The sequence below is a fragment of the Methylomonas stagni genome, assembly GCF_050154735.1.
In the GTDB taxonomy this organism is placed as follows: domain Bacteria; phylum Pseudomonadota; class Gammaproteobacteria; order Methylococcales; family Methylomonadaceae; genus Methylomonas; species Methylomonas koyamae_A.
The window spans coordinates 3,539,137-3,561,559 of sequence record NZ_CP189557.1; the positions used below are offsets into that span (position 1 = coordinate 3,539,137).

Consider the following 22,423-nt stretch of genomic DNA (forward strand, 5'->3'; position numbering starts at 1 on the left):
TTGAAAGTCAAATTCTGGGGTGTCAGAGGCTCCATCGCGACCCCCGGCCCGAATACGGTCAAATACGGCGGCAATACCACCTGTATCGAAATCGCCAGCTCGTCCGGGGACTTGATCATTCTCGACGCCGGCACCGGCATCCACGCGCTGGCTCAGAGCCTGGAGAGCCGTCAGCCGCTGACCGCGCACATTCTGATTACCCATACCCATTGGGACCACATCCAGGGCCTACCCTTCTTTCTGCCGATGTTCAAGGCCGGCAATCGCATCAACATCTACGGCGGACTCGATCCCTTCACCCAGCAAGGCATAGAGCGGGCGATGAACGTGCAATTGCAACACAGCTATTTCCCGATCAGCGAAGCCCAGTTGCAAGCCGACATCCGCTATTTCACGCTAAAAGCCGGCGAAACGATGGCGGTTGGCGGGGTGAAAGTCACGCCGACGGTCTTGAACCACCCGGTCTATAACTTCGGTTATCGGATCGAGGATGCCGACGGCAGCTCGCTGTTCTTTACCGGCGACTACGAACCGCCGACCAATCCCTACTGCGGCGACCATCCCGGCTTTCAAGCAATGCAGGATTTGACCGAACAAAAACTGGCCGAAGTTATCGCCGCGATGAGCGGAGTAGATGCGCTGATTATCGATTCGTCGTACACCGAAACCGAATACGCCCATCGGCGCGGCTGGGGCCACGGCACCTATGCCTCGGCGATAGCGCATGCCAAGCAGGCCGCCGCCAAGCGCCTGTTTCTGACCCACCACGAGCCAACGCGCGGCGACGCCGATCTGGAATCGATTTATAACGCCATCCTGCAAAACATCGGCAGCGAGCCGCCAATTTATCTGGCCAAGGAAGGCGAGGAATATCAGTTGGCGCCGGCCGCCTCGCGGCACGAGGCTCAGTAACGGCGCAATGCTTGAATTTCCGGCCGGGCCAAGGTCAGACTCAGTCGCTGCCAGGCCGCCTCGTCGCCCGGTAAGCCGAAACGTAGGCCATCCGGTTCGGTGAACAAACGGGTCAAAATGCCATGCTCGGCCAGCGCGGCGTGCAAGGCCGGCGCCGCCGGGCAACGCAGCCATTGAAACAAATCGCATCCGCCGTCGGGTGGCCAGCCGTGGTCGCTCAGCAACGCCGCCAGCCGAGCCGCCTGGCTATGCAAGTGCCGGATGGTCGCCTGCCGCCAAACCGTATCGGCCAAGGCCTGAGTCGCGACATAGCGGCCGGGATGGCTGATCGGCCACGGCCCCAGCGTTTCCGCCAGTCTGGCCAGCAAGTCCGCTTCGGCGATCGCGAAACCGCAACGCAGGCCGGCCAACCCGAAAAACTTGCCCAGCGAGCGCAGCACGATCAAGCCCGGCCGCACCGGCAAGCCCGCCAAACTCGATTCGGGCCGGCTGTCCATGAACGCCTCGTCAACGATCAGCCAGCCGCCGCGCTCGGCGAGACGAATTTGCCAAGCCAGCAATTGGGCCGGCTGCCATAACTTACCGGTCGGATTATTCGGATTGACCACAATCAGCACGTCCAAGTCGTCCAGTGCCGGTTCGATGTCCGCTTCGCTCAACACGACTAATGGGTGGCCGGCGCGTTGCCAATTGGCGGCGTGTTCGGCGTAAGCCGGATGCAGTACGCCGACTCGCCCCGGCGGGCGCAACGACGGCAAGGCTTGAATCGCGGCCTGGGAACCGGCCACCGCCAGAATGTGGGGATTCCCGTAGTAACGACGCGCGGCATCCGGCAATTCGTCGTCATCCTCGGGCAGGCGTTGCCAGCATTCGGCCGGAATGGCCGGCACCGGCCAGCCGTTTGGGTTCAGGCCGGTGGACAAATCCAGCCAATCGGCCAGCGGTATGCCGTAATACCGAGCGGCCCGGCGCAATCGGCCGCCGTGCTCAAGCAAGGTAGTCTCCCAGCGCGATCGCCGCCAGCCACAACCACAAAGTTCGTTGCACCAAGCCGCAAGCGCGGGCAATGTCGGCCAACTCGGGCGATCTGTCGCCGCCGAACCAGGGTTTTTGCTTGAGCTGGCCGTGATAGACGGCGGGACCGCCCAACCGCAGATTCAACGCGCCGGCGCCGGCGCTCATCACCGGACCGGCGTTCGGACTATCCAGTAACGGCGCGAATTGCAGCCACGCGCGTAGTGCCCGTCCCGTGTCGGCCAACGCCGCATAGCTCAACGCAGTCAGCCGCGCCGGCAGCCAGTTCAACGCATCGTCGAAACGCGCCGCGGCCAGCCGAAATACCGATAGCGAGTATTCCGGTAGCCCCACATCGCATCCAGGGTGTTGACCAGCCGATAAACGACCGCCCCGGCCGGGCCGGCCAGTACAAACCAGAACAGCGGCGCGAATACCGCGTCGGCGCCGTTCTCCAATACCGATTCGATTACGGCTCGCCGCACGTCTTCCTCGGACATTGTTTGGGTTTGACGGCTGACGATGTAACCGACCCGTTGCCGGGCCAATGCCAAGTCGCCGGCTTCCAAAGCAGAGGCAACGGCCGTGGCGTGTTGCTCCAGGCTACGGGCGGCGATGCAAAAATACAGGATCGCGACCGCCAATCCGGCTTGCAGTGCCGGTATCGCCGGAAGCGCCAACAAGCACGACAACGCCGGCGCCACCGCGCCTAGCAAAGCCAGGATGCCTGCCCCGCGTTGCTTGGCCGGGGAGGCGGCCAGATCGAGCCAACTTCGTTCCAGGATGCCGGCCCAGCGGCCGAATGCCGCCAACGGATGCAACGCATTGCGCGGCTCGCCCAGGCAGCGGTCCAGCCCGACGGCTAAAAGGACGATCAGGGTCAAGGTCATGCGGTTAAGGGATGAAGGTATGCGGCGAGGCCGACCTTTCGGGATGGCAGGTGCAAAACTGAATCATGTAATCTTGACCGAGCGGCGGAGCGGTGAATCGGGATTACCGCTCCAAACCGCTTAGCGGCCGAATCGCGAGCAGCACTCGCGAAGGCTGTCAAATCGCCGCGCGTGCCGCTTTCTGGGCTAACAGTACCTTGACGGCCGAGACCGCCGCAAAAATCGCAATGCCGTAAATCAGGGTGGCCGACAAATAGGATGGATAGTATTTCGCTAAACCTTCGGCATATTGAGCCAGCGAGGTTTCGGCGTGACGGCCCGACAACCAGTAGAAACTGCCGTTGGAAATCAAAAAGGCGGCCGATGTCGAAACGACCAGCGCCGCGAAGCGCTGTGCGACATTGGCGGCGGTAAGGCCGCTGTATCGCCGGCACCACTTCCCGCCCAGCCACATCGCTCCATAGGCAAGAATCAAAAATCCGTAGGCGGGCGATACGCAAAAATCGCTAACGCCCAGCTTGGTGATGGCCAGGTAATCGATCAACCCGGCTTCCAGCAACAGCAGCGCGAACAGATAGCGACCGCCGAGCCATAAGCCGGCCAGAAAGAAAATCGCCAACGAGGCATCGGGTAGCGCGAACGGCGTGCCGAAATGGTGAAAGCGGGTGGCGGCCATCAGCGCCATCAACGCGACGGCACCGGGTTTGACGGCAAAACTAGGCATGGTCATCGAGAGGTCTCCAAGGAAATCAATTGTTGTAATGTACGGAAAAGTAAAAGTTCCGGCCGGCGGTATTATAAGTATCGACGGTTTGGTATTGCTTATCCAGCAGATTGTTCAATTTCGCGCTCAGCGTCCAATGCTTGTCGATGTGGAAGGCGGTGCGCAAGTCCACGGTCACGAAGCCGTCGACTTTCCGGGTGTTGGCCCGGTCGTCGTAGCGATGGCCTTGCGCCAGCACATGGCCGCCAACGTCGACGGCACCAAACGAGCGCGACAAATCATAAGACAGACTTTGCTCGGCGCGCCGGGCCAGATCCAGATTGGTTTGGCGATTGCGCGGGCTGAGCAAGCTCATGCTCAACTTATTTTGCCAACCCAGCCATTGGCCGCCCAGTTCCGCCTCGAGACCGTCGATTTGGGCTTTATCGACGTTTTGCGGCTGATAGCGATAGGTGGTCGAATTCAGGATTTCGCCGGCCCAATCGATTAGATTGTCGATATTGGTGTGATAGGCGCGCAATTGCCAATTCAGCCAGTCATGCTGTCCAGCGAGACCGGCTTCGAAGGTCGTCGATTCCTCGGGCCTCAGACGCGGATTGCCCTCGGTGATGTAGGTAAAGCCGGCAAAGTCGGACTGGTTGTGCGGCCAGTACAAGTCATTGAAGGTCGGCGCCTTGAACGCGTTGCCGAAACTGGCGAACGCGCTCAAACCGTAATCCCAATTAAAGCGCCAGCCGAAATTGCCGGTCACCCGGTCGCCGAAGGCTTGGTTCTCGTCCCAGCGTAAGGCCGCGTTGATGAAATGGCGATCGAATAGCCGGCTGTGCAAATCAGCGAATACCCCGACGTCATAGCGCGAGGATTCGCTGTAGTTCACCGAACTGCGCACTTCGTCGAGGCGATAATCGCTACCCAAGGTCAGACGATGAGCTTCGGTCAGGCGAAATTCGTTCTGCCAACTGGCATTCCAGCGGGTGGTGTTGTATTGGCTGTTGAACTGGCCGTTAGCGTTGAAATTGTCGGCCCTGTCCTCGGTCTGGCCGAAACGGAATATCGAGCGCCAATGTTCCATTACGTCGAAGCTGGCCGTCGTACCGACCACTTGATTGACGAAATCGGTTCGATTCGGTGTGCCGTCGTATTCGGATTTGCCTTCGGCGCGCATGAAAAAGGCTTCGACCTCCGCGTTGTTCGCAAAACGATGGCCGACACGGGCGTTCAGGCCGGTGTTGTAATAGGCATCCCTATCGGTTTCCGTGCCGATACTGCGGGTATTGAAACCTTGGCTGCCCAGGTGGGAAGCGCCCAGGCTATACCAGTTGTCGCCCCATTTGCCACTGATAGAGCCCGCGCCGTTGACGGTATCGAACGAGCCGGCACCGGCATCCAGACTGATGCTGGGGGTTTCGGACCGAGCGCCCTTGCGGGTGAAAATCTGAATGACACCGCCGATCGCTTCCGAACCGTAGAGCGCCGATTGCGGTCCTCGGGTAATTTCGACCCGCTCGATTTGATCGATCGGCAACCATTGAAACGCCGTGGTGCCCAAAGTGACCGAACCGGCCTTGATGCCGTCGATCAACACCAAAATATGGTCGGAATTAGTGCCGCGCATATAGACGTTCGCTTGCTGACCGTAGCCGCCGTTCTGAGTAATGTCCAGGCCGGGCGCGGTTTTGAGTAGATCGGGCAGGGTTTTGACTTGCGATTGCTCGATGTCGGCGCGTGTAAATACCGTGGTCGCGCTGGCGAGTTCGTCGGTAAGCGTGGCGGTGCGAGTCGCCGTAACGACGGTATCCGGCAAATTAACGCTCGATTCGGCCGGTGTCGCCCCGGAAAATACGGTGCCGGCTCCCGCCAACGCCAGCAAGGGATAGTAAGGTTTGTGCATGGTTGTCCTCTGCGCCCACCGCGCATTCGGGGTATAAAAACGACAGAGGAGAACGGGGCACGAAAAAGGCGTAGACAGGCTGCGACCATTCCGTAAACAGCCCTCCGCTGTCTCGAATGATCTTTCGGGCCAGTCTCCGGGCTCATAAGCGGCCTTAGCGGCCTGAAGTTGCGGCCTTCCCATGCGCAATCGCACAGTGGCTTGTTCGCAATTCTTGACTTATCTACCGTTGCGGGGGCAGCGTCGGCATGAACGGTGGATGACACCGGCTCACCGACTTCCTGTTTAAGCCGGACCATACGGTCCAGGACACCTGAAAGAGGGAAGGCGATTTTAGGCCGGAATAGTCGTTTGCGCAAGGCAAGTCTCCCGGTAAGGATTGCAAATCACCGGTTACATGCTATAACTTGGGGCATTTATCAACGAAGCCGCTCAGAAGGCTTCAATAGAAACTGGCGGGATCATGGAAATTCAATCGAAATTGCTAGGCAACCAAGACATCAATCCGGACACCATTATCACCTTTCCGCGCGGTATTCCTGGCTTCGAGGATCAAACCCGTTTCAAGCTGTTTCATCAGGAAGGCAGCGAAATCGTTTATTGGCTGCAAGCGGTGGATAACGCGGAATTGACATTCTCGGTCGCGCATCCGGCCCATTTCAACATCAATTACAACTTCACGCTGACCGACGACGAAGAAGCGCTGTTGAAGATCGAGGAAGGCGACGATTTATTGATTTTGATTTTACTGCACAAGGATAACGAACAGGAAAACGGCAAGCCGACCATCAAGGGGTCTATCAAAGCGCCGCTACTGATCAACAGTAACAAGCGCATCGGCTATCAGAAAGTTTTGGTGACGATAGAACAAAGCATCACGCTAACCGAGAAAGTCAGCGAAATCGACGTATCGGAAGCGTAAAGCCCTTCGGCAACCGCCGACGCAATGCGGCGGTTGCTTAGGTCATGCGGCTTGTACCGGAATGGCGTGGCTGGAATGACTGATGTGGTTATTGCCATCGAAATACACCAGCGTCGGCTGATAGTTTTTCAACTCTTTTTCGTCGAGACTGACGTAAGCCGCGACGATGATCAGATCGCCGGGACACGCCAAACGAGCCGCCGCGCCGTTGATCGAAAAAATACCGGAGCCGTCCTGAGCGCGAATCGCGTACGTCGTGAAGCGTTCGCCATTGTTGACGTTATAAATATGGATCTGCTCGTATTCCCTAATCCCTGAAAAATCCAAAATCTTGCCGTCAATCGCACAGGATCCTTCGTAATCCAGTTCTGAATGCGTTACCCGCGCACGGTGTAACTTGGCTTTAAGCATGATGGTTTGCATGGTAAACAAGTTCGAAGACAGGGATGGCGATTATGCCTGAAATTGAACGGGCTATCAAATATCGGCATTGGCTTTATCGCCGGAAAGCCTTGTCTCGTCAACCATTTGAACGACAAACCAGGTTGTCGATCAAGCGGGTATTGCCGAGTTTGGCCGCGGCAAGAATCACCAGATCCATGTCGCCGGAAGTGGCGGGCGCCAGATCGGCGGCGCGACAAATCGTAAAGTAATCCACCACGAACCCGGCTTGTGTCAGGCGTAGCGACTGGGCGGCTTCTATCCCGGCAAAATCGCGCTCGCCGCGCTGTATCGCATCTCCAGCGGCCCGCAAACATCGGTACAACTCAGGCGCGCTAGCGCGCTGCGGTGACGTCAAATAGCCGTTACGCGAACTCAGCGCCAAGCCGTCGTCGTCCCTCGCCGTCGCGATACCTTGGATTGCCACCGGTAGATTCAGATCGGCCACCATGCGCCGAATCAGCGTCAATTGTTGAAAATCCTTTTCGCCAAGCAGCAGCAGATCGGGCTGAACCATGTTCAACAATTTGCAGACAACCAACGCCACACCGTCGAAATGGCCGGGCCGGCTGGCGCCGCAATGGATGGTCGACAAACCGGCAACCGAGATAGTCGTCAGGGAAGCCCGCGGATAGATTTCCGCGACGCCGGGCAGAAACAGCAGATCGGCGCCGGCTTCGCTCAACTTGGCCGAGTCGTCGGCTTCGGTGCGCGGGTAACTGGCAAAATCTTCGGTCGGACCGAACTGGGTCGGATTCACGAAAATACTGACCACAACCTTGTCGGCATGACGGCGGGCAGCCTCGACCAGCCGGAGATGTCCGGCGTGCAGATTGCCCATCGTCGGGACGAAGGCAATTTTCAAATCCGCGCGTCGCCAGGGTTTCAGCAGCGTTCGCAATGCTTCGATGCGTTCGACGGTTTGCATCATTCAGTAGGTGTGTTCGGAACCGGGAAATTCACCGGATTTGACGGCGGCGTGGTAGCGGCCGACCGCATCCGCGATACCGGCCGCGCCGGCCATGAAGTTTTTCGAAAAACGCGGCCGTTTGCCTGCGCCGATGTCTAGCATATCGTACAACACCAACACCTGGCCGTCGCAAGCCGCGCCCGCGCCGATGCCGATTACCGGTATCGCCAACCGCCGACTGATGCGCTCGGCCAACTCGGCCGGCACGCACTCCAACACCAGGGCGCCGGCGCCGGCTTGTTCCAGCGCCTCGGCGTCGGCCAGGATCCGCTCGGCCTGATCGGCGTCCCGACCTTGCACCCGATACCCACCCAATCGGTTGACCGATTGCGGCAGCAGGCCCAGATGTCCGCAAACCGGGATGCCTTGCTCGACCAAAAAGGCAACGATGGCAGGCTTGGCACCTTCCAGCTTGACCATTTGCGCGCCGCCCTCGCGCATTAGCCGCGCGGCATTGTTCAGCGCTTGCTCGGGCAGTGCGTAACTGGCAAATGGCAGATCGACGATCAAAAATGCTCGGCGACGCGTTTTCGCGACACAGCGGCCGTGGTAGACCATGTCGTCGATAGTCACCGGCAATGTGCTCGCTTCGCCTTGGACGACCATGCCCAACGAATCGCCAACCAGCAGCACGTCGATGCCGGCGTTATCGAGTACCGCCGCGAAGCTCGCGTCGTACGCGGTCAGGCAGCTAATCTTTTCGCCGGCGCGTTTCATTGCCGCCAGATCGCTGACCGTCAACATTTTGGTGGTCTCGCCGTACAGGGTCATGAATCGATTTGGGTCAAACCGTCCGGCGGACAGCGGCTCATCAGTTCGGCCAGCGAGCCGAGACCGGGCACCGTCAAATCCGGTACTGAAAGCTCCGCCAGCGGATACAGGACAAAGGCACGCTTGGCCAATTCGGGATGCGGTACGATCAGATCCGGTTGTTCGATGATCTGGGCATCGTAGAGCAACAGATCCAGATCCAGGGTTCGAGCGCCCCAACGCTGCCCACGCACCCGGCCGTGGCGGTTTTCGATGGCTTGCAATTGGCGCAGTAAATCGATGGCCGGCAGCGCGGTGGCGATCCGCATTGCCGCGTTGACATACTCAGGCTGATCTTGCGGTCCAACCGGCAAACTGCGATACAAGGCCGAAAAACCCAGTTCGACAACCTCGGCTAGCTCGGCAATCTCGCCTCTGGCCTGCGTGACGTGAGCTACCGAGTCTTCCAGATTACTGCCCAGGCCGATATAGGCTTCCCTATAACCAACGGGTAGGCTCATTGCGAATTGGGTTGTTTGGAACGGGAGCGGTAGCGGCCTGTTTTTCTTGCCCTGGGTTTACCGCCGCCCTTGGGCGGTGCGGTCATCCGATGACGTTCGTCCTCGTCGGCCTCCTGAAAGCCCGTCCACCAGGCCACTAGTTCCGGATCGGCGCCACCGGTTTCGGCGCGCAACTGCAGAAAATCGTAGGCCGCGCGGAATTTGGGTTGTTCGAGCAAACGAAACGGCCGAGAACCTACGGTGCGAGTGAATTTCTGTTGCAAAAACCAGACGTCGCGGATCGACTGCGTGATGTGGCGCGGCATTGCGGTAATCTTGATTTGCCGGCCCAGGACTTCGTTGGCGGCGTTTTGATAAGCCAGCGTTTCGTTTTCACCGTGGTCGATGCGTTGTTGGGCCGATACGGTCAGTGGTTCCCACAATAATGCGGCCAACAGAAAATACGGCGTCAGCGTCTTGCCGTCATTAAAGCGCGCATCGGAATTTTCCAGCGCTCGGATCACAAATAAGCGGGGAAAATCCTGCTCCTGGCTGGCCAGACAGCGATCGGTGTCGGGAAACAAAATCGCAAACAAGCCGTAATGGCGCAGCATTTCGAAGGTTTGCACACCGTAGCCGGCCAAAAACAGCTTCAACACTTCGTCGTACAAGCGGGCGGAAGGGATACTTTTTAGTAAATCCGTCAGTTCGTATATCGGCTGCTCGGTATCCGGATGCAAGCTGAAACTCAGCTTGACCGCGAAGCGCACCGCGCGCAGCATCCTCACCGGATCTTCCCGGTAGCGCTGCTGAGGATCGCCGATTAGCTTCAAGACGCCGGCCGAGTGGTCACTCATGCCGCCGGTAAAGTCGACGACCGAAAAATCTCGGATATTATAGTAGAGCGCGTTGACGGTAAAATCCCGCCGCCAGACGTCTTCCTCCAACGTACCGAACACATTATCGCGCAGTAAGCGGCCATCTTCGTGAACGACTTGCTGATCGGGCGCCTCGGCCTCCGAGCCTCGGAACGTTGCCACTTCGATAATTTCCCGACCGAAAAACACGTGAGCCAACCGAAAGCGCCGGCCTATGATTCGGCAATTGCGAAAGATCTGCTTAACCTGCTCGGGGCTGGCGTTAGTCGCGACATCGAAGTCTTTCGGCTCCCGGCCTAAAAGCAAATCCCTGACACATCCGCCGACCAAATAAGCTTCGAAATCGGCTTTTTTAAGCCGCAACAACACCTTCAACGCATTCTCGCTGATTTGCGCTCTGGAAATGCAATGTTCGGCCCGCGCGTATATCCTCGGGGCATTACTGGAATGCGGCGCGACTGGAGCCGCTTCAACAGCGGTGCCGGGCGGCGAGAAAATTCTTCTGAAAAAACTAAAAATGGCTCTATCCCTAAAGTTTTAAGTGGCGGCGGGTCGAAGGCTATCAAGCAGGATCGGAGCCGGCCGGGCACCTTTATCATAACACCGAGCCAGATTCATGCTCAATCGAGCGCTTTCTTTTACAATCCCTACCTTTATAGGTAGAATTCAGAGACTCGCCGAGTGGCGGCGATACTAAATAATATCGATGACTGTCCTCGTTGTCCGGGCTCCGGCGGCGGGCAATTTACTTCGGAGCGTGGAGCGTATGTTTAAGAAGATATTAAATGGTTTTATCGACCAACCCTTGTTCACCAGTTTGTTCGTGGCCGATTTCGCATTGCTGGTGTTTCACCGGCCGCCTTTCTTGTTTTCGCTGGTCATGCTGGGCTGTCTGGTCGGCATGAGCATGTACATGGGCCAGAAGCTGGCTTTGTTCGAAAAATAATTGCGTCACGATCTTTTTGAAACCGCCAAGCCCGGTGCCGCCAAAGCCGCGACACCGGGCTTTTTGCGTCGCATGGCCGCCGTGTTTTACGACGGATTCCTGTTGTTGGCCATCTGGTTTGTCGCAACCGCGCTGATTCTGCCGTTCAATGCCGGAGAAGCCTTTAACAGCGGCCAATATTTTTATCCGCTGTATTTGTTGGCCGTGGCGTTCGGTTTTTACGGTTGGTTTTGGACGCATGGCGGCCAGACGCTCGGCTTGAAGGCCTGGAAAATTCGAGTCGCGGACAAGGCCGGCGGCAAACTGGGATGGCGGCGGGCCGGCGTGCGCTTTATTGGCGGCCTGCTGTCATGGGCAATTTTTGGCTTGGGCTTTGCGTGGTGTTTGATCGACAAAGAAGGCTTGGCCTGGCACGACCGGCTATCCGGCACCCGCCTGTTTTTTCTGGACGGCCCGGGATAATGCCGAAACGGATGTGCTATATTCGCGCCTCACACCAATCCTAGTCCGGGAGTCCAGAATGAAAACTATAACAATAGCCCTGTCACTGTTTGGCGCATTGATCTCGGCCGCCGCTGATGCCGACGTGCAACTGCAAGACAACTCTAAACTCATCGGAAAATGGCAAGTTACCGCCGAAGCGCTCGCGCTGGACAGAGAAAGGAAACCCTTGCAGGTCACCTGGGAATTCCAAAAAGACGGTACCTTGATCACTACCGGCGAAGATGCGCGTAGCGGCATCGGCGAAATGACCATTCCGATTAAATACAGTATCGAAAACGGTGTGATCAAAAAACAAATCACGCCCGGCCGCGAAAAATACGAAGACTGTTCGGTCGTTGAACTGGACGGCAAGGATATGACGCTGAAATGTAAATTTCTCTATTTGTTCATGACCCACAAATAACCCAATGCCGCTTGGTGCGGAAACTTCCGCCCCAAGCGCCCGCCCACCGCTAGCTGACTCGCCACACCGCCAACGAAGCCACGCAAAACACCACGGCGCTCGGCAACATGGCCATTAGCATCGGATTCATGTCGTAAACCAAGCCAACATGACCGGCAATCCGGTCAAAGATGTTGAAAGTCATCCCGATCACGATACCTACCATCACCCTGGCACCGGTGCTGGTACCTCGGCCTATGCCGATCACGAACGGCGCCGACACCATCAGCATCACGAAGGTCACGAACGGGTTGATCAAACGACTCCAGAACGCCAGTTCGTAACTCTGCGACTTCTGACTGTTCTGTTTCAGAAAGTCGATGTACATAAATAAATCGTACAACGATAAATTATCCGAGTTGACGACCGCAACTTTCAGCAAATCCGAATCGATGCCCGAAGTCCAGGCCTGTTCAGGCTGGGCGCCGGCCAAAATTCGCGGTTGGCCGATTTCGGAATAGCGGACGTTTTCCAACTTCCATTGTTTATTGCCTAGAAATTGGGCACGCTCGGCCTGGGTGATTCGACTCACGTGGTGCTGGTCGTCGATGTCGTAAATCCGGATATCGGCCAAGGTACCGTCATCTTGCAATCTACGGACATTGATAAAGCTGTCGCCCTCGCGCAGCCACATACCGTATAAAGAGCGCATCACGACGCCGTCATGCAAGGCCGTGGTTTTCAAGATCTGCGCGGCCTTCTCGCAAGTCGGCGCGACGAATTCGCCCACCGCGACCGCGACGCTGACCAACACCAAGCCGGCCAACATGATGGAGCGGATGATCCAGGCGATCGACAAGCCGGCGGCGCGCATCGCGACGATTTCACGATTGTTCGCCATTGAGCCGACCACGAACAAGCTGCCGAGCAATGCCGACGACGGCACCAATTCGTAAAACACCCGAGGCGAGGTCAGGGTCAAAAACCACAGAATTTGTTTCAGGCCGTAATTGCCCTGGCCCAAATCTTTCAGTTCGTCGCTGAAGCTAAATAAATTAAACAACGTCAGCAACAGCAACACCGCAATCAACGAACCCTTGACGATTTCCTTGACGATATACCAAGTCAGAACATTGATCATGCCAGTTTCCCCCTTACGGTTTCCCACAGCCAGCGCCAGCCGTAGAGTCGAGCCAGCATTAGCAAACCGACCGTCAACAACAGGGCGTCCACCCAAAAATAGCCAAGCCAGCCCGGCACTTTGCCGCCGACCACCCAGCTATGATTGACCCGTTGCAAGTTGCCGTACACGAAATAAATGCCGAAAGCGACCATCATGCTCCCGTAAATACCGCCGCGCGGCGAAAGCCGGGCCAGCGGCACGCCCAAGAATGCCAACAGGATGACGCCGGATGGCGTATTCAAGCGATCCTGCAATTCGGCGACATCGCGCGTCTCCCGAGACGACCACAAATCTTCGGTCGCTACCGCCTCTCGGCCCAACACCAGTTCGGTGGTTTTCTTTTCGACCAAGACCGCGTATTCGCCGAATTTTTCGATCGTGAAGTCCCGGTTACCGGGCTGGCCCATCACCCGCTCGCCGTTTTCCAGTATCAGGTATAGCCCGCCGGGTAAAAATGCCAAACGTCCGGTCTCGGCGTTGACGACGCCGGTGCGCTCGCCCTGCTTGTTTTGCACGAAGACCTTGTGCATCCGACCGTCCTTGTCGACGTTCTCGGTGTAAAAGATCAACTCGCCGTCGCTGTATTCGCTGAAGCGGCCGGCTGAAATACCGCGAATATCGGCATCCTGCCTATCCTGGTGCATCAGTTTTTCGCTCATCGCCTCGGCCCAGGGCGCCGCGAGCATCGACAGCGCCACGCCGGCCAGACTCAGCGGCACGACCAACAGAAATACCGCGCGGTAAATCGTGAACACACTGCCGCCGGCGGAGGCGATCGCCGCCATCTCCTGTTCCCGGTACATCCGGCCCAGCACCATCAGGACCGCCATGAACAACGATGCGGGCAGGAAGGCGTTGGCGGCCAACACAATTTTCAGACCCAACAAGGTCAATACCGTCTCGTTGGCGATGTTGCCCTCGATGGCCTGAGCCAACACCCGGATGAACTTGCGGCTGACGATAATTACCACCAGTACCGTCAACACGCCGCCGACCGTCAAAAACAACTCCTTGACGATCATTTTGTCCAGCACCGTCAATAGCCGAAACGGCCGGCCGGCACTGGGTAAAGCTCGCAAATTGCTCAACAACGCACTCCTGATTTTCTAAGGTATAATCCGGCGAACCCGGCCGCGCCTCGGCGATCCCCTTCAATCCAAGACACCCACGACCTATCGCAATGGACTATTTTATAGAAAGCGCTCCCCTAGACAAACTGCAAAGCGACTGCCTGCTGGTCGGCCTCTACGAAAACCAACAACTCGGCCCGGCCGCGACGGCGCTAGACCAACAATTTGGCGGCCTGCTCACCAAACTGATCGGCCGGGGCGACATCAAGGGGAAAAACGCCGAAACGCTGTTAATCAACCATTTGCCGGACGGCGGTATTCAACGTCTCGTGTTGGTCGGCTTCGGCGAGCGCGGCAAAATCGGCCGCAAGCAGTTCCGTAAGGCGCTGATCGCCGCGGTCGGCGCGATCAAGGCTAGCAAGGTCAAGGCCGCGACCGCCGCGTTGCTGGACATCGACGTCGAAGCCGGCGACGCGCAATGGAAAGCCCGGCAAATCGTGGAACTGTTCGGCGACGGCGTTTACCAATACAGCGCGACCAAAAAGGTCGACGACAAGATTCCGTTGCAACAACTGGCCATCGTTGCCAGTGAAGCACAACACGCCCAGGCCGAAGCCGGATTGCAACAAGGCGCGGCGATCGCGGCCGGCGTCGAATTGGCCAAATCGCTCGGCGACTTGCCGGGCAACGTCTGCACGCCGACTTATCTGGCCGAGCAGGCCTTGGCGTTGGCCGGCCAACACGACAAGCTGACCTGCCAAATTCTCGAAGAGCACGACATGGAAGCGCTGGGCATGGGCTCGTTCCTGGCCGTATCGCGCGGTAGCCGCCAGCCGGCCAAGCTGATTTGCCTGGACTATCAGGGCGGCGACAATAGCCACAAGCCCATCGTGCTGGTCGGCAAGGGCCTGACTTTCGACGCCGGCGGCATTTCGCTGAAGCCCGGCCAAGGCATGGACGAAATGAAGTACGACATGTGCGGCGGGGCCAGTGTGTTAGGGATTCTGCGGGCGGTCACCCAATTGAATTTGCCGCTGAACATTGTTGGCCTGATCCCGTCCTCGGAAAACCTGCCGGACGGCGCCGCCAACAAACCGGGCGACATCTTGACCAGCATGTCCGGCAAAACCATCGAAGTGCTGAACACCGATGCCGAAGGCCGCTTGATTCTGTGCGACACGCTGACCTACGCCAAAAAATACAATCCCGACGTGGTGATCGACATGGCCACGCTGACCGGTGCCTGCATCGTCGCGTTGGGCCGAGTGCCGAGCGGCCTGTTCGGCAACGACGACAAGTTGTGCAACGATCTGCTGGGCGCTAGCGAAACCGCCTGCGACATGCTCTGGCGCATGCCGATCTGGGAAGAATACCAGGAACAGCTTAAATCCAATTTTGCCGATCTGGCCAACATCGGCGGTCCAGACGGCGGCAGCATCACCGCGGCGGTGTTTCTGTCCAAATTCGCCGAGGATTTCCGCTGGGCTCATATCGACATCGCCGGTACCGCTTGGCGCACCGGTGCGAACAAAGGCGCGACCGGCCGACCCGTGCCGTTGCTGACTCAGTATTTGCTGAACCGGGCTGCGGCGTAAGTTCGTTTTGGGGAAAAATCAAACTCAGCCGCGATGGCGATCGCTGCTTCAAGCTCCCGGCCGAACCACGCCTACGACATGACCGAGCCCGGCTACTCGCCCGCTGCGCCTGAAGTCAGCTTTTACGTGCTGAGCTCGCACGATCCGGAGCAGCGCCACGAATTCGCCTGCAAGCTGATCGAAAAGATCTACCGTAGCGGCCGATTTTGTTATGTGCTCACCGATTCGGCGGAACAGGCCGAATTGATGGACAAGCGCTTGTGGACGTTTCGGGCCGGCAGTTTCGTGCCTCATCAACGCTATTCGGGCACGCTGCCCGGCCACCCCGGCACGATTCTGATCGGCGTCGGCGATATTCCGGAAAACTGGCGCGGTGTCATTGTCAACCTGTCCGCCGACTTTCCGCCGACCTCGCCTCCGACCGAACGGATACTCGAGATCCTGGATAACAGCGAAGCCAGCAAACAAGCCGGTCGCCAGCGCTATCGGCGGTATCAACAGCTCGGATTGACGATTCAGACCCATAAGATGTGAGATTTTCGAGGCGGCGCGCGCCATTGCGCGGATCGGCGAATGTTGCGTGATTTGCCGATCCGAAGCAGTAACCGTCGTCTCCTTGGATTTTACGGTGAGATTCCGCCGGTCGGCTCGCCGGCTCCTACTTGAGCTTTCGGCGACTTTTTGGCCGCTTTACGCTGTTCGGCGCGGGCCAAGCAACTCAGACGCTCGCCGTCGTCGGCGACGCTCCAGCCGCAAATTTCCGACAAACTCCGGAAGCATCCCAAGCAAACATCCTCGTCGTCCAGACAACAATTGCGCACGCAGGGCGAAGCCACCCGATCCAGCCCACTCATCGCGCTTCCTCCTCGGCGAAAAACCGCCGCGCATCGACCACATCCAATTCAATTTGCGCTTTCAAGGCTGCCAACGACGCAAAGCGGGTTTCGTCACGCAATTTGCGTTTGAAATGAACTTCCACGTAATGGCCGTAAATATCTTGATGGAAATCGAATAAATGCGTTTCCAAGACCACTTTAGCGCCGCCGTCGACGGTAGGACGCGTGCCGACGTTGGCAACCCCAGGATATTCGTTACCGTCCAGACCGCTCATCGTCACGGCGTACACACCGACTATCGGCGTATTTTTTCGAAACATCCGTACGTTGGCGGTCGGAAAACCCAGTTCGCGACCGCGTTTGTCGCCGTGCGCTACCCGTCCGCACACCGAAAAGTCGCGGCCCAACATGGTTCGAGCCAACGCCAGTTGGCCTTCGCTGAGCGCGTCGCGAATTAACGTACTGCTGACCCGCAAACTATCGACTTCGAAGGAATGGCTGTCTTCGACCGCGAAACCGTACTGTTCGCCGAAATGCTGCAGCATCGCGAAATTGCCGCGCCTGGCCTTGCCGAAATGAAAATCGTCGCCGACCACCAAATGCTTGACGTGCAAGCGCTCGACCAGAATGTCGCGGATGAAATGTTCGGCATCGCAATCGGCCAGGGTCCGATTGAAAGGCAGCACCAACAGTTCGTCTATCGGCAATTTGGCGAATTGAATGGCTTTTTCCCGTAAGCGGGTCAACCGGGACGGAGCGTGATCGCCTAGAAAATATTCCAGCGGCTGGGGTTCGAACACCATCGCCACGGTCGGCAGATGCAGGCGGCGGCCATGCTCGGCCAAGGTTTCGATGACGCGGCGGTGGCCAAGGTGCAGTCCGTCGAAATTGCCTATCGTCAATGCGCAACCGTCGCGCAACGGCTCCAGATGGTGCAGGCCTCTGATCAATCGCATGGCTGTGTCGGGTTAAAAGTGCCGATTCTATCAGCAAGCGCCGACCCCGGCCTATCGTCATTTATAATGAGCGCCCGACCGAGTTTTCGCCTTCGTTGTTTATGCCCGCATGATAGATACCTTGTATATCGAAGCCGCCGTCGCCGGGCATTCCCGCACGGCGGCGATACGCGCCCGCTTTCCGCGAGCGCGCGTAGTGGAGTGCGCGCGCTACGGCGAAGTCTTCAATCCCAGGGCGCAGAATTTTCGCTTGCAAAAGCAAAGGCCGGCGTTGATCCTGGCCGAGAAATACCGGAAATTCGCGTTGCCGGCGCCGGCGGGTTACGGCATCGGCGGGACACGTAATTACTACTTCTCGCATATGCTCAATTGCCTGTACGACTGCCGCTACTGCTTTTTACAAGGCATGTACCAGTCGGCCAATTACGTGTTGTTCGTCAATTTCGAGGATTTTCAGCGTGAAATCGACCAAATTTGCGCCGAAACGCCCAATGAGGCCGTTTATTTTTTCTCCGGCTACGATTGCGACAGCTTGGCCCTGGAACCGATCACCGGTTTCGCCGAGCAGTTCCTGCCGTTTTTCGAGACGCTACCCAACGCCTGGCTGGAGTTACGTACCAAGAGCACCCAAATTCGCAGCCTCCTGACGCGCCGGCCGTGGCCGCGTTGCGTCGTGGCATTTAGCTTGGCGCCGGACGCGGTGGCCGAACAAGTCGAAGCCAAGGCGCCAGCCGTCGCCAAGCGCTTGGAAGCGGCTACCAAGTTGCAACAACAGGGCTGGCCGATCGGGCTGCGTTTCGATCCGCTGATTTACCAACACGACTACCGCGAGCAATACCGGACTTTGTTCCAGCAAGTCTTCGCGACGTTGGATGCCGAAAACTTGCATTCCGTCAGCCTCGGCGCCTTCCGCCTGCCCGAGGCGTATTTCAAGAAGATGCACAAGCTCTATCCGGACGAACGCCTGTTTGCCAGTCCGTTGCAAACCTCGGCCGGCCTGGTCTCGTATCGCGCCGACCTGGAACAATCGATGATCGCCGACTGTAGCGAAATGTTACGGCAATACCTAGACGAAGCCCAGTTGTTCCGGTGCATGCCGTGAGCCGCGCAATCCTGGTCACCGGCGCGAGTTCGGGCATCGGCCGCGCCATCGCCCGGCGTCTGTTACAACTAGGCCATCGCGTGATCGGCACGTCCCGCGATAGCCGTCGTTTCGAGCGGGTCCATCCGCGTTTTTATCCGATGCCGCTGGATTTGGCGGATTTGTCCGCTATCGCGCCGTTCGCGAAGCGTTTGCAACAGGACTTTCCAGATCTCGACGCCGTGGTGTTCGCGGCCGGTTACGGCCGGTTCGGCGCGCTCGAGCAACACTCCCCAGTGCAGATCGAGCAACTCATGACCGTCAACTTCACCGCTCAAGCTTGTTTGACGCGGGCGCTGCTGCCCCAACTCAAGCAACAAGCTCGCGCCAACCTGCTCTACATCGGCTCGGAAGCCGCTCTGAAAGGTAGCCGTAACGGTAGCATCTATTGCGCCAGCAAGTTTGCGTTACGCGGTTTTAGTCAGGCGTTACGCGAGGAATGCGGCAAGAGCGGCGTTCGGGTATCCTTGATCAACCCCGGCATGGTCGATACCGCGTTTTTCGAAACCTTGCACTTCGCACCGGGCAAGCAAGCGGGGCAAGCCTTAAGTGCCGACGATGTCGCCGACGCCGCGCTCTACATATTGCAAGCCGGCCCGCATCTGGTGATCGACGAAATCAACCTCGGCCCGGCCTGCAAGGTCGTCGACTTTAAGAAGCCACCCCATCAGCCCTGAGTCATGCTTTCCAAACTAATCGTTTACGCCGCGTATTTTCTGAAGTCGGCCGAAGGCTACCGGCGCAGCAAACAATTCTTCTACCAGCTATTGGAAGAACCGCATAGTCCGCGTAAACGACGCTTCGACAGCATCATGATCGGCTTGATTGTGTTGAGCGTGATCTTTTTGCTGTATCGGATCGAACATCAGGCCAGCACCATGGGCGGCTATTTCGAGCAGGCCATCCTGGCGGTATTCATTACCGAGTACTTGCTACGCGGTTGGATTTATTCGGATTCCTACAAAATCATCATCGAAGAATACGAAAAAGCCCTTTATTTGAATTTGCCGTTCAATTTGCCGGCGGCCGGCAAGCGCATCCTGGCGAAGGAACTGGAATACATGAGCTCGGCGTTCGCGGTGATCGATATTTTGGCGATTTTGCCCAGCTATCGACCGCTGGACATCTTGCGCATCTTCATCGTATTCCGCTTGTTCAAACTGTTCCGCTATTCGGACAGCGCCAAATTGTTTGCCAACGTACTGGCCAGCCGCCGCTACGAACTGACCACCTTGCTGATTTTCAGCGGTTTCTTGCTGTTCATCGCCAGCGTGGCGATTTATATGTTCGAATACCAGGTGGCGAGCGGCAGCATCAAAACCATGTTCGACGCCTTCTATTGGTCCGTCGTGACCTTGGCGACGGTCGGTTACGGCGACATCACCCCGCAAACCACCGGCGGACGCTGGGTCGCGGTGTTTCTGATCCTAACCAGCATCGGCGTGTTGTCGTTTTTTACATCGATTCTGATCGCCGCCTTCGCCGAAAAAATGCTGTCGCTGCGCGAAAGTCGCGCCTATGCCGAACTGGACCGCTACCAAAATTTCATCATCATTTGCGGCTTCGGCCGGGTCGGGCAAGAAATCGCCCGCCATCTGCATCGGGAGCAGCAGCCCTTCATCATTATCGACCGCAAGGAGGTTAACGTCGTCCAGGCCAAAAACCTGGGATATCTGGCGGTGCAAAACGATGCCAGCAAAAACGAAGTGTTACTGAACGCCGGCATCAATCGCGGCGCCACCGCGATTTTGTGCATCACCGGCGACGACGTCGTCAACGTTTACATCACGCTGACCGGCCGGCACTTGAATAAAAATGTGCGGATTATTTCCCGCGCCAACCGCCACGAAAACGTCAACAAACTCTACCAAGCCGGCGCGGACAACGTGATTCGGCCCTTCGAGGTCGCCGGGTTGCTGGCCGCCGAGTTCGTCGGCCAGCCGGTGGCCTTCGAGGCGATTTCCGGGATTCTGCAAAACCAGACCGAAATTACGATGGAAACCGTTTTGGTCACCGAAAACTCTCCGCTAGACAACCGTCGCATCGGCCAGTTGGACCTGAAGCAAAACAAGCTGACGCTGCTGGGCGTGATCAGCGACAATCCCATCCATTTCAAGCACAAGAACAAGTACCAGGTGAAACAACAGCATTTTTACTTCAATCCCGAAGAAAAATTCATCCTGCGCCATGGCGATTTGTTAGTGTTGCTGGGGCGGAAATACGGGATCGATCATTTTCGCGATCAGGTCGAGCAGCGCCGCTTGTGGAATAGGACGTCGCCATGAAAAAGGTCGCCGTATTCGGCTACAACCGCCTTTCGTTCGAGGCCATCAGCCGTCTGGATCGCGAGCACCACGACATCCTGGTTATCGACCATCGGCCGCTGCATACCGCTATGGCCGCTGAAAACGGCTTCGAATCGGCCACGATCGATTTTCGTAGCGACGAGGAATTGAAATCGATAGGCATCGGTCGGGATATCGACATCCTGTTTTGTTTTTTCGACGACGACTCCGAAAACGTGTTTCTGACCTTGTCGGCGCGAGCGATGGACAAGAAACTGGTCATCATCGCCATCGTCGACAGCCCGGAATCGGCGGAAAAACTGCTGGCGGCCGGCGCCAACAAAATCATCGACCCCTACGAAATTTGCGGCCGCAAGATTCACGACATGCTGAAACGGCCCGACATTACCGATATTTTCGACCACACCGTATTCGGCCGCCACGATTTGCGGATGGCGGAAATCGCGATTCCTCAAACCAGCTATTTACAAGGCCGCACGGTCGAGCAACTGGAGCTTGGGACGCAATACAATTTGATACTGATCGGCATCGTCGATCAACAGGCCGGCGATCAGTTGCAGTTTGTCAGCGAACAAACCGAACGCCGCTTGAACGCCGGCGACATTCTGGTCATTCTGGGGCCGACTCGGGAAATTCGGGCTTTTAAAAAAGATGTCGAAGACGAGTTTTGCGATATTTAGCGGAATGCTTGGACCCGATAAGCCATCGCAGCGCGAAGTTGTTAACATGTCGCGGATGGTTAGCGCGGTTCGAAAGCCTCCGCTTCGAACCGATTTTTCATACTCCAAATTTAGCCCTCATTCGTTATGATCAGCTCGCTTTTTGATTATTTCAGTCCGCGCGCGCGGTTCTTTATCGGTTTTATGGCCTGCGCTGGTTTGCTGGCCGTCGGTGCCTATTTGCAATTCGTCGAAGAGCTGGAGCCCTGTCCGCTATGTATTTCGCAGCGCTTGGCCATACTGGCCACCGGCTTGATTTTCCTGGCGGCGGGCCTGCACAACCGCGGCCGTAAGATCTATGCGGTTTTGGCCGCCGCCGCCGCATTGATCGGCGCCAGCGTTTCCGCCCGTCACGTGTGGTTGCAGCATTTGCCGCCGGAGGAGGTACCGGAATGCAGCCCCGGCCTGGAATACGTATTTCAGAATTTCCCGTTGGCCGACACCATCAAATTGATGTTGAGCGGCACCGGCGAATGCGCCAAGATCGACTGGACCTTACTGGGATTGAGCATACCGGCCTGGACCTTGTTTGCTTTCCTGTTGCTGGCGACCTGGGCCGGGCTGCTATGGCGCGATTCGACACCGCATATTAGCGAATAAGCATTGTCGAATATCGGACAGGGTTTCCTTCTCCAAGCTGTGTTATTTCCCTCAGTTTTGTAACAAGTTATGCACAAAAACGGAGCAAACGCCCGAAGCCTCACCGCCTAGACGGAAAACGATGGAGCCTGCCGAAGATTGATTTCAAGCCATTGATAACTAAAGATAAATTACATTGGCTCAAATTTACGCAATTTAACAAATCTGTAATTAAATCCGACACTAAGCGGTCCGTATTCGCCTCCATCCACAGAGTTATCCACAGGTTTTGTGGGTAACTTAAATTCCTTAGC

The 22,423-nt window shown here is 57.3% G+C and carries 24 protein-coding genes, 1 pseudogene and 1 riboswitch; of the genes and pseudogenes, 12 read left to right on the forward strand and 13 right to left on the reverse strand.

The features are described 5' to 3' along the window. A complete protein-coding gene (locus ACP4CD_RS16260; protein ID WP_426991657.1) occupies nucleotides 1-912 on the forward strand; it encodes an MBL fold metallo-hydrolase in 912 nt (303 codons plus the stop codon). Here the strand turns inward: ACP4CD_RS16260 and cobD are convergent. The 4 genes and pseudogenes from cobD to ACP4CD_RS16280 form a co-directional block, all read right to left on the reverse strand. Then, nucleotides 906-1,907, reverse strand: coding sequence for a threonine-phosphate decarboxylase CobD (cobD, locus tag ACP4CD_RS16265; protein WP_426991658.1), 1,002 nt, complete (start codon nucleotides 1,905-1,907; stop codon nucleotides 906-908). The two genes, ACP4CD_RS16260 and cobD, sit on opposite strands and share 7 nt — an antisense overlap. Continuing rightward, nucleotides 1,900-2,816: pseudogene (gene cbiB, locus ACP4CD_RS16270) on the reverse strand (adenosylcobinamide-phosphate synthase CbiB). Before cbiB ends, cobD begins: the two are co-directional and overlap by 8 nt. 157 nt (nucleotides 2,817-2,973) lie before the next feature. After that, the gene (locus tag ACP4CD_RS16275; protein WP_426991659.1) at nucleotides 2,974-3,546 is read right to left on the reverse strand and encodes a hypothetical protein; all 573 of its coding nucleotides are present in this window, start codon (nucleotides 3,544-3,546) and stop codon (nucleotides 2,974-2,976) included. 19 nt (nucleotides 3,547-3,565) lie between these two features. Further along, a complete protein-coding gene (locus ACP4CD_RS16280) occupies nucleotides 3,566-5,431 on the reverse strand; it encodes a TonB-dependent receptor domain-containing protein (RefSeq protein WP_426991660.1) in 1,866 nt (621 codons plus the stop codon). Between the two features lie 110 nt (nucleotides 5,432-5,541). After that, a riboswitch (cobalamin riboswitch) is annotated at nucleotides 5,542-5,763 on the reverse strand. Nucleotides 5,764-5,894: 131 nt separating this feature from the next. Here ACP4CD_RS16280 and fliW point away from each other — a divergent pair. Then, on the forward strand, nucleotides 5,895-6,353 hold the full coding sequence (fliW, locus tag ACP4CD_RS16285; protein ID WP_064026476.1) for a flagellar assembly protein FliW: 459 nt from the start codon (nucleotides 5,895-5,897) through the stop codon (nucleotides 6,351-6,353). Nucleotides 6,354-6,395: 42 nt separating this feature from the next. Here the strand turns inward: fliW and panD are convergent, their stop codons facing one another. The 5 genes from panD to pcnB all read right to left on the reverse strand — a co-directional run bounded on the left by panD (nucleotide 6,396) and on the right by pcnB (nucleotide 10,411). Beyond that, nucleotides 6,396-6,776 carry an aspartate 1-decarboxylase gene (gene panD / locus ACP4CD_RS16290; RefSeq protein ID WP_064026534.1) on the reverse strand — a complete coding sequence of 127 codons (381 nt, stop codon included), beginning with the start codon at nucleotides 6,774-6,776 and terminating at the stop codon, nucleotides 6,396-6,398. Between the two features lie 97 nt (nucleotides 6,777-6,873). Further along, nucleotides 6,874-7,722: a pantoate--beta-alanine ligase gene (gene panC / locus ACP4CD_RS16295; protein ID WP_426991661.1), complete on the reverse strand. Its 849-nt coding sequence runs from the start codon at nucleotides 7,720-7,722 to the stop codon at nucleotides 6,874-6,876. A 3-nt stretch (nucleotides 7,723-7,725) separates the two neighbouring features. Continuing rightward, a complete protein-coding gene (panB, locus tag ACP4CD_RS16300; protein ID WP_426991662.1) occupies nucleotides 7,726-8,535 on the reverse strand; it encodes a 3-methyl-2-oxobutanoate hydroxymethyltransferase in 810 nt (269 codons plus the stop codon). Continuing rightward, nucleotides 8,532-9,035: a 2-amino-4-hydroxy-6-hydroxymethyldihydropteridine diphosphokinase gene (gene folK, locus ACP4CD_RS16305; protein ID WP_064026482.1), complete on the reverse strand. Its 504-nt coding sequence runs from the start codon at nucleotides 9,033-9,035 to the stop codon at nucleotides 8,532-8,534. The genes panB and folK overlap by 4 nt, the downstream gene beginning before the upstream one ends. Continuing rightward, nucleotides 9,032-10,411, reverse strand: a complete 1,380-nt coding sequence (gene pcnB / locus ACP4CD_RS16310) for a polynucleotide adenylyltransferase PcnB (RefSeq protein ID WP_426994697.1) — start codon at nucleotides 10,409-10,411, stop codon at nucleotides 9,032-9,034. The genes folK and pcnB overlap by 4 nt, the downstream gene beginning before the upstream one ends. A gap of 247 nt (nucleotides 10,412-10,658) precedes the next feature. Here pcnB and ACP4CD_RS16315 point away from each other — a divergent pair, with 247 nt between their 5' ends. Genes ACP4CD_RS16315 through ACP4CD_RS16325 form a run of 3 tightly spaced genes read left to right on the forward strand, consistent with a single transcriptional unit; the run spans nucleotide 10,659 to nucleotide 11,745 of the window. After that, nucleotides 10,659-10,838 carry a hypothetical protein gene (locus ACP4CD_RS16315; RefSeq protein WP_064026486.1) on the forward strand — a complete coding sequence of 60 codons (180 nt, stop codon included), beginning with the start codon at nucleotides 10,659-10,661 and terminating at the stop codon, nucleotides 10,836-10,838. Then, nucleotides 10,839-11,300 (forward strand): RDD family protein, encoded by a 462-nt coding sequence (locus ACP4CD_RS16320; RefSeq protein WP_269454748.1) that lies wholly within the window; start codon nucleotides 10,839-10,841, stop codon nucleotides 11,298-11,300. A gap of 58 nt (nucleotides 11,301-11,358) precedes the next feature. Further along, nucleotides 11,359-11,745: a lipocalin family protein gene (locus tag ACP4CD_RS16325; RefSeq protein ID WP_168030336.1), complete on the forward strand. Its 387-nt coding sequence runs from the start codon at nucleotides 11,359-11,361 to the stop codon at nucleotides 11,743-11,745. Nucleotides 11,746-11,794: 49 nt separating this feature from the next. On the opposite strand, the gene lptG is transcribed toward ACP4CD_RS16325, so the two are convergent. Together lptG and lptF are read right to left on the reverse strand one after the other, a co-directional pair. After that, nucleotides 11,795-12,862, reverse strand: coding sequence for an LPS export ABC transporter permease LptG (gene lptG / locus ACP4CD_RS16330; protein WP_426994698.1), 1,068 nt, complete (start codon nucleotides 12,860-12,862; stop codon nucleotides 11,795-11,797). After that, on the reverse strand, nucleotides 12,862-13,995 hold the full coding sequence (gene lptF, locus ACP4CD_RS16335) for an LPS export ABC transporter permease LptF (RefSeq protein ID WP_064026539.1): 1,134 nt from the start codon (nucleotides 13,993-13,995) through the stop codon (nucleotides 12,862-12,864). The genes lptG and lptF overlap by 1 nt, the downstream gene beginning before the upstream one ends. A gap of 92 nt (nucleotides 13,996-14,087) precedes the next feature. Here lptF and ACP4CD_RS16340 point away from each other — a divergent pair, with 92 nt between their 5' ends. Further along, a complete protein-coding gene (locus ACP4CD_RS16340) occupies nucleotides 14,088-15,572 on the forward strand; it encodes a leucyl aminopeptidase (protein ID WP_426991663.1) in 1,485 nt (494 codons plus the stop codon). A gap of 78 nt (nucleotides 15,573-15,650) precedes the next feature. After that, nucleotides 15,651-16,106 (forward strand): DNA polymerase III subunit chi, encoded by a 456-nt coding sequence (locus ACP4CD_RS16345; protein ID WP_281021932.1) that lies wholly within the window; start codon nucleotides 15,651-15,653, stop codon nucleotides 16,104-16,106. Between the two features lie 89 nt (nucleotides 16,107-16,195). Here ACP4CD_RS16345 and ACP4CD_RS16350 read toward each other — a convergent pair whose 3' ends face one another. Together ACP4CD_RS16350 and ribF are read right to left on the reverse strand one after the other, a co-directional pair. Next, nucleotides 16,196-16,426, reverse strand: a complete 231-nt coding sequence (locus ACP4CD_RS16350; RefSeq protein WP_168030342.1) for a DUF1289 domain-containing protein — start codon at nucleotides 16,424-16,426, stop codon at nucleotides 16,196-16,198. Further along, complete coding sequence (gene ribF, locus ACP4CD_RS16355; protein ID WP_426991664.1) at nucleotides 16,423-17,364, reverse strand: bifunctional riboflavin kinase/FAD synthetase; 942 nt, start codon at nucleotides 17,362-17,364, stop codon at nucleotides 16,423-16,425. Before ribF ends, ACP4CD_RS16350 begins: the two co-directional genes overlap by 4 nt. Nucleotides 17,365-17,473: 109 nt before the next feature. Here ribF and ACP4CD_RS16360 point away from each other — a divergent pair, with 109 nt between their 5' ends. From ACP4CD_RS16360 to ACP4CD_RS16380, 5 genes are all read left to right on the forward strand, one after another. Beyond that, on the forward strand, nucleotides 17,474-18,466 hold the full coding sequence (locus ACP4CD_RS16360) for a radical SAM protein (protein WP_426991665.1): 993 nt from the start codon (nucleotides 17,474-17,476) through the stop codon (nucleotides 18,464-18,466). Beyond that, nucleotides 18,454-19,182 (forward strand): SDR family oxidoreductase, encoded by a 729-nt coding sequence (locus tag ACP4CD_RS16365; RefSeq protein ID WP_426991666.1) that lies wholly within the window; start codon nucleotides 18,454-18,456, stop codon nucleotides 19,180-19,182. Before ACP4CD_RS16360 ends, ACP4CD_RS16365 begins: the two co-directional genes overlap by 13 nt. Nucleotides 19,183-19,185: 3 nt before the next feature. Beyond that, nucleotides 19,186-20,790: an NAD-binding protein gene (locus ACP4CD_RS16370; protein WP_426991667.1), complete on the forward strand. Its 1,605-nt coding sequence runs from the start codon at nucleotides 19,186-19,188 to the stop codon at nucleotides 20,788-20,790. Beyond that, nucleotides 20,787-21,491 carry a potassium channel family protein gene (locus ACP4CD_RS16375; RefSeq protein ID WP_071160071.1) on the forward strand — a complete coding sequence of 235 codons (705 nt, stop codon included), beginning with the start codon at nucleotides 20,787-20,789 and terminating at the stop codon, nucleotides 21,489-21,491. The genes ACP4CD_RS16370 and ACP4CD_RS16375 overlap by 4 nt, the downstream gene beginning before the upstream one ends. A gap of 126 nt (nucleotides 21,492-21,617) precedes the next feature. Then, nucleotides 21,618-22,130 (forward strand): disulfide bond formation protein B, encoded by a 513-nt coding sequence (locus tag ACP4CD_RS16380; RefSeq protein ID WP_071160069.1) that lies wholly within the window; start codon nucleotides 21,618-21,620, stop codon nucleotides 22,128-22,130. Nucleotides 22,131-22,423 lie beyond the last annotated feature (293 nt).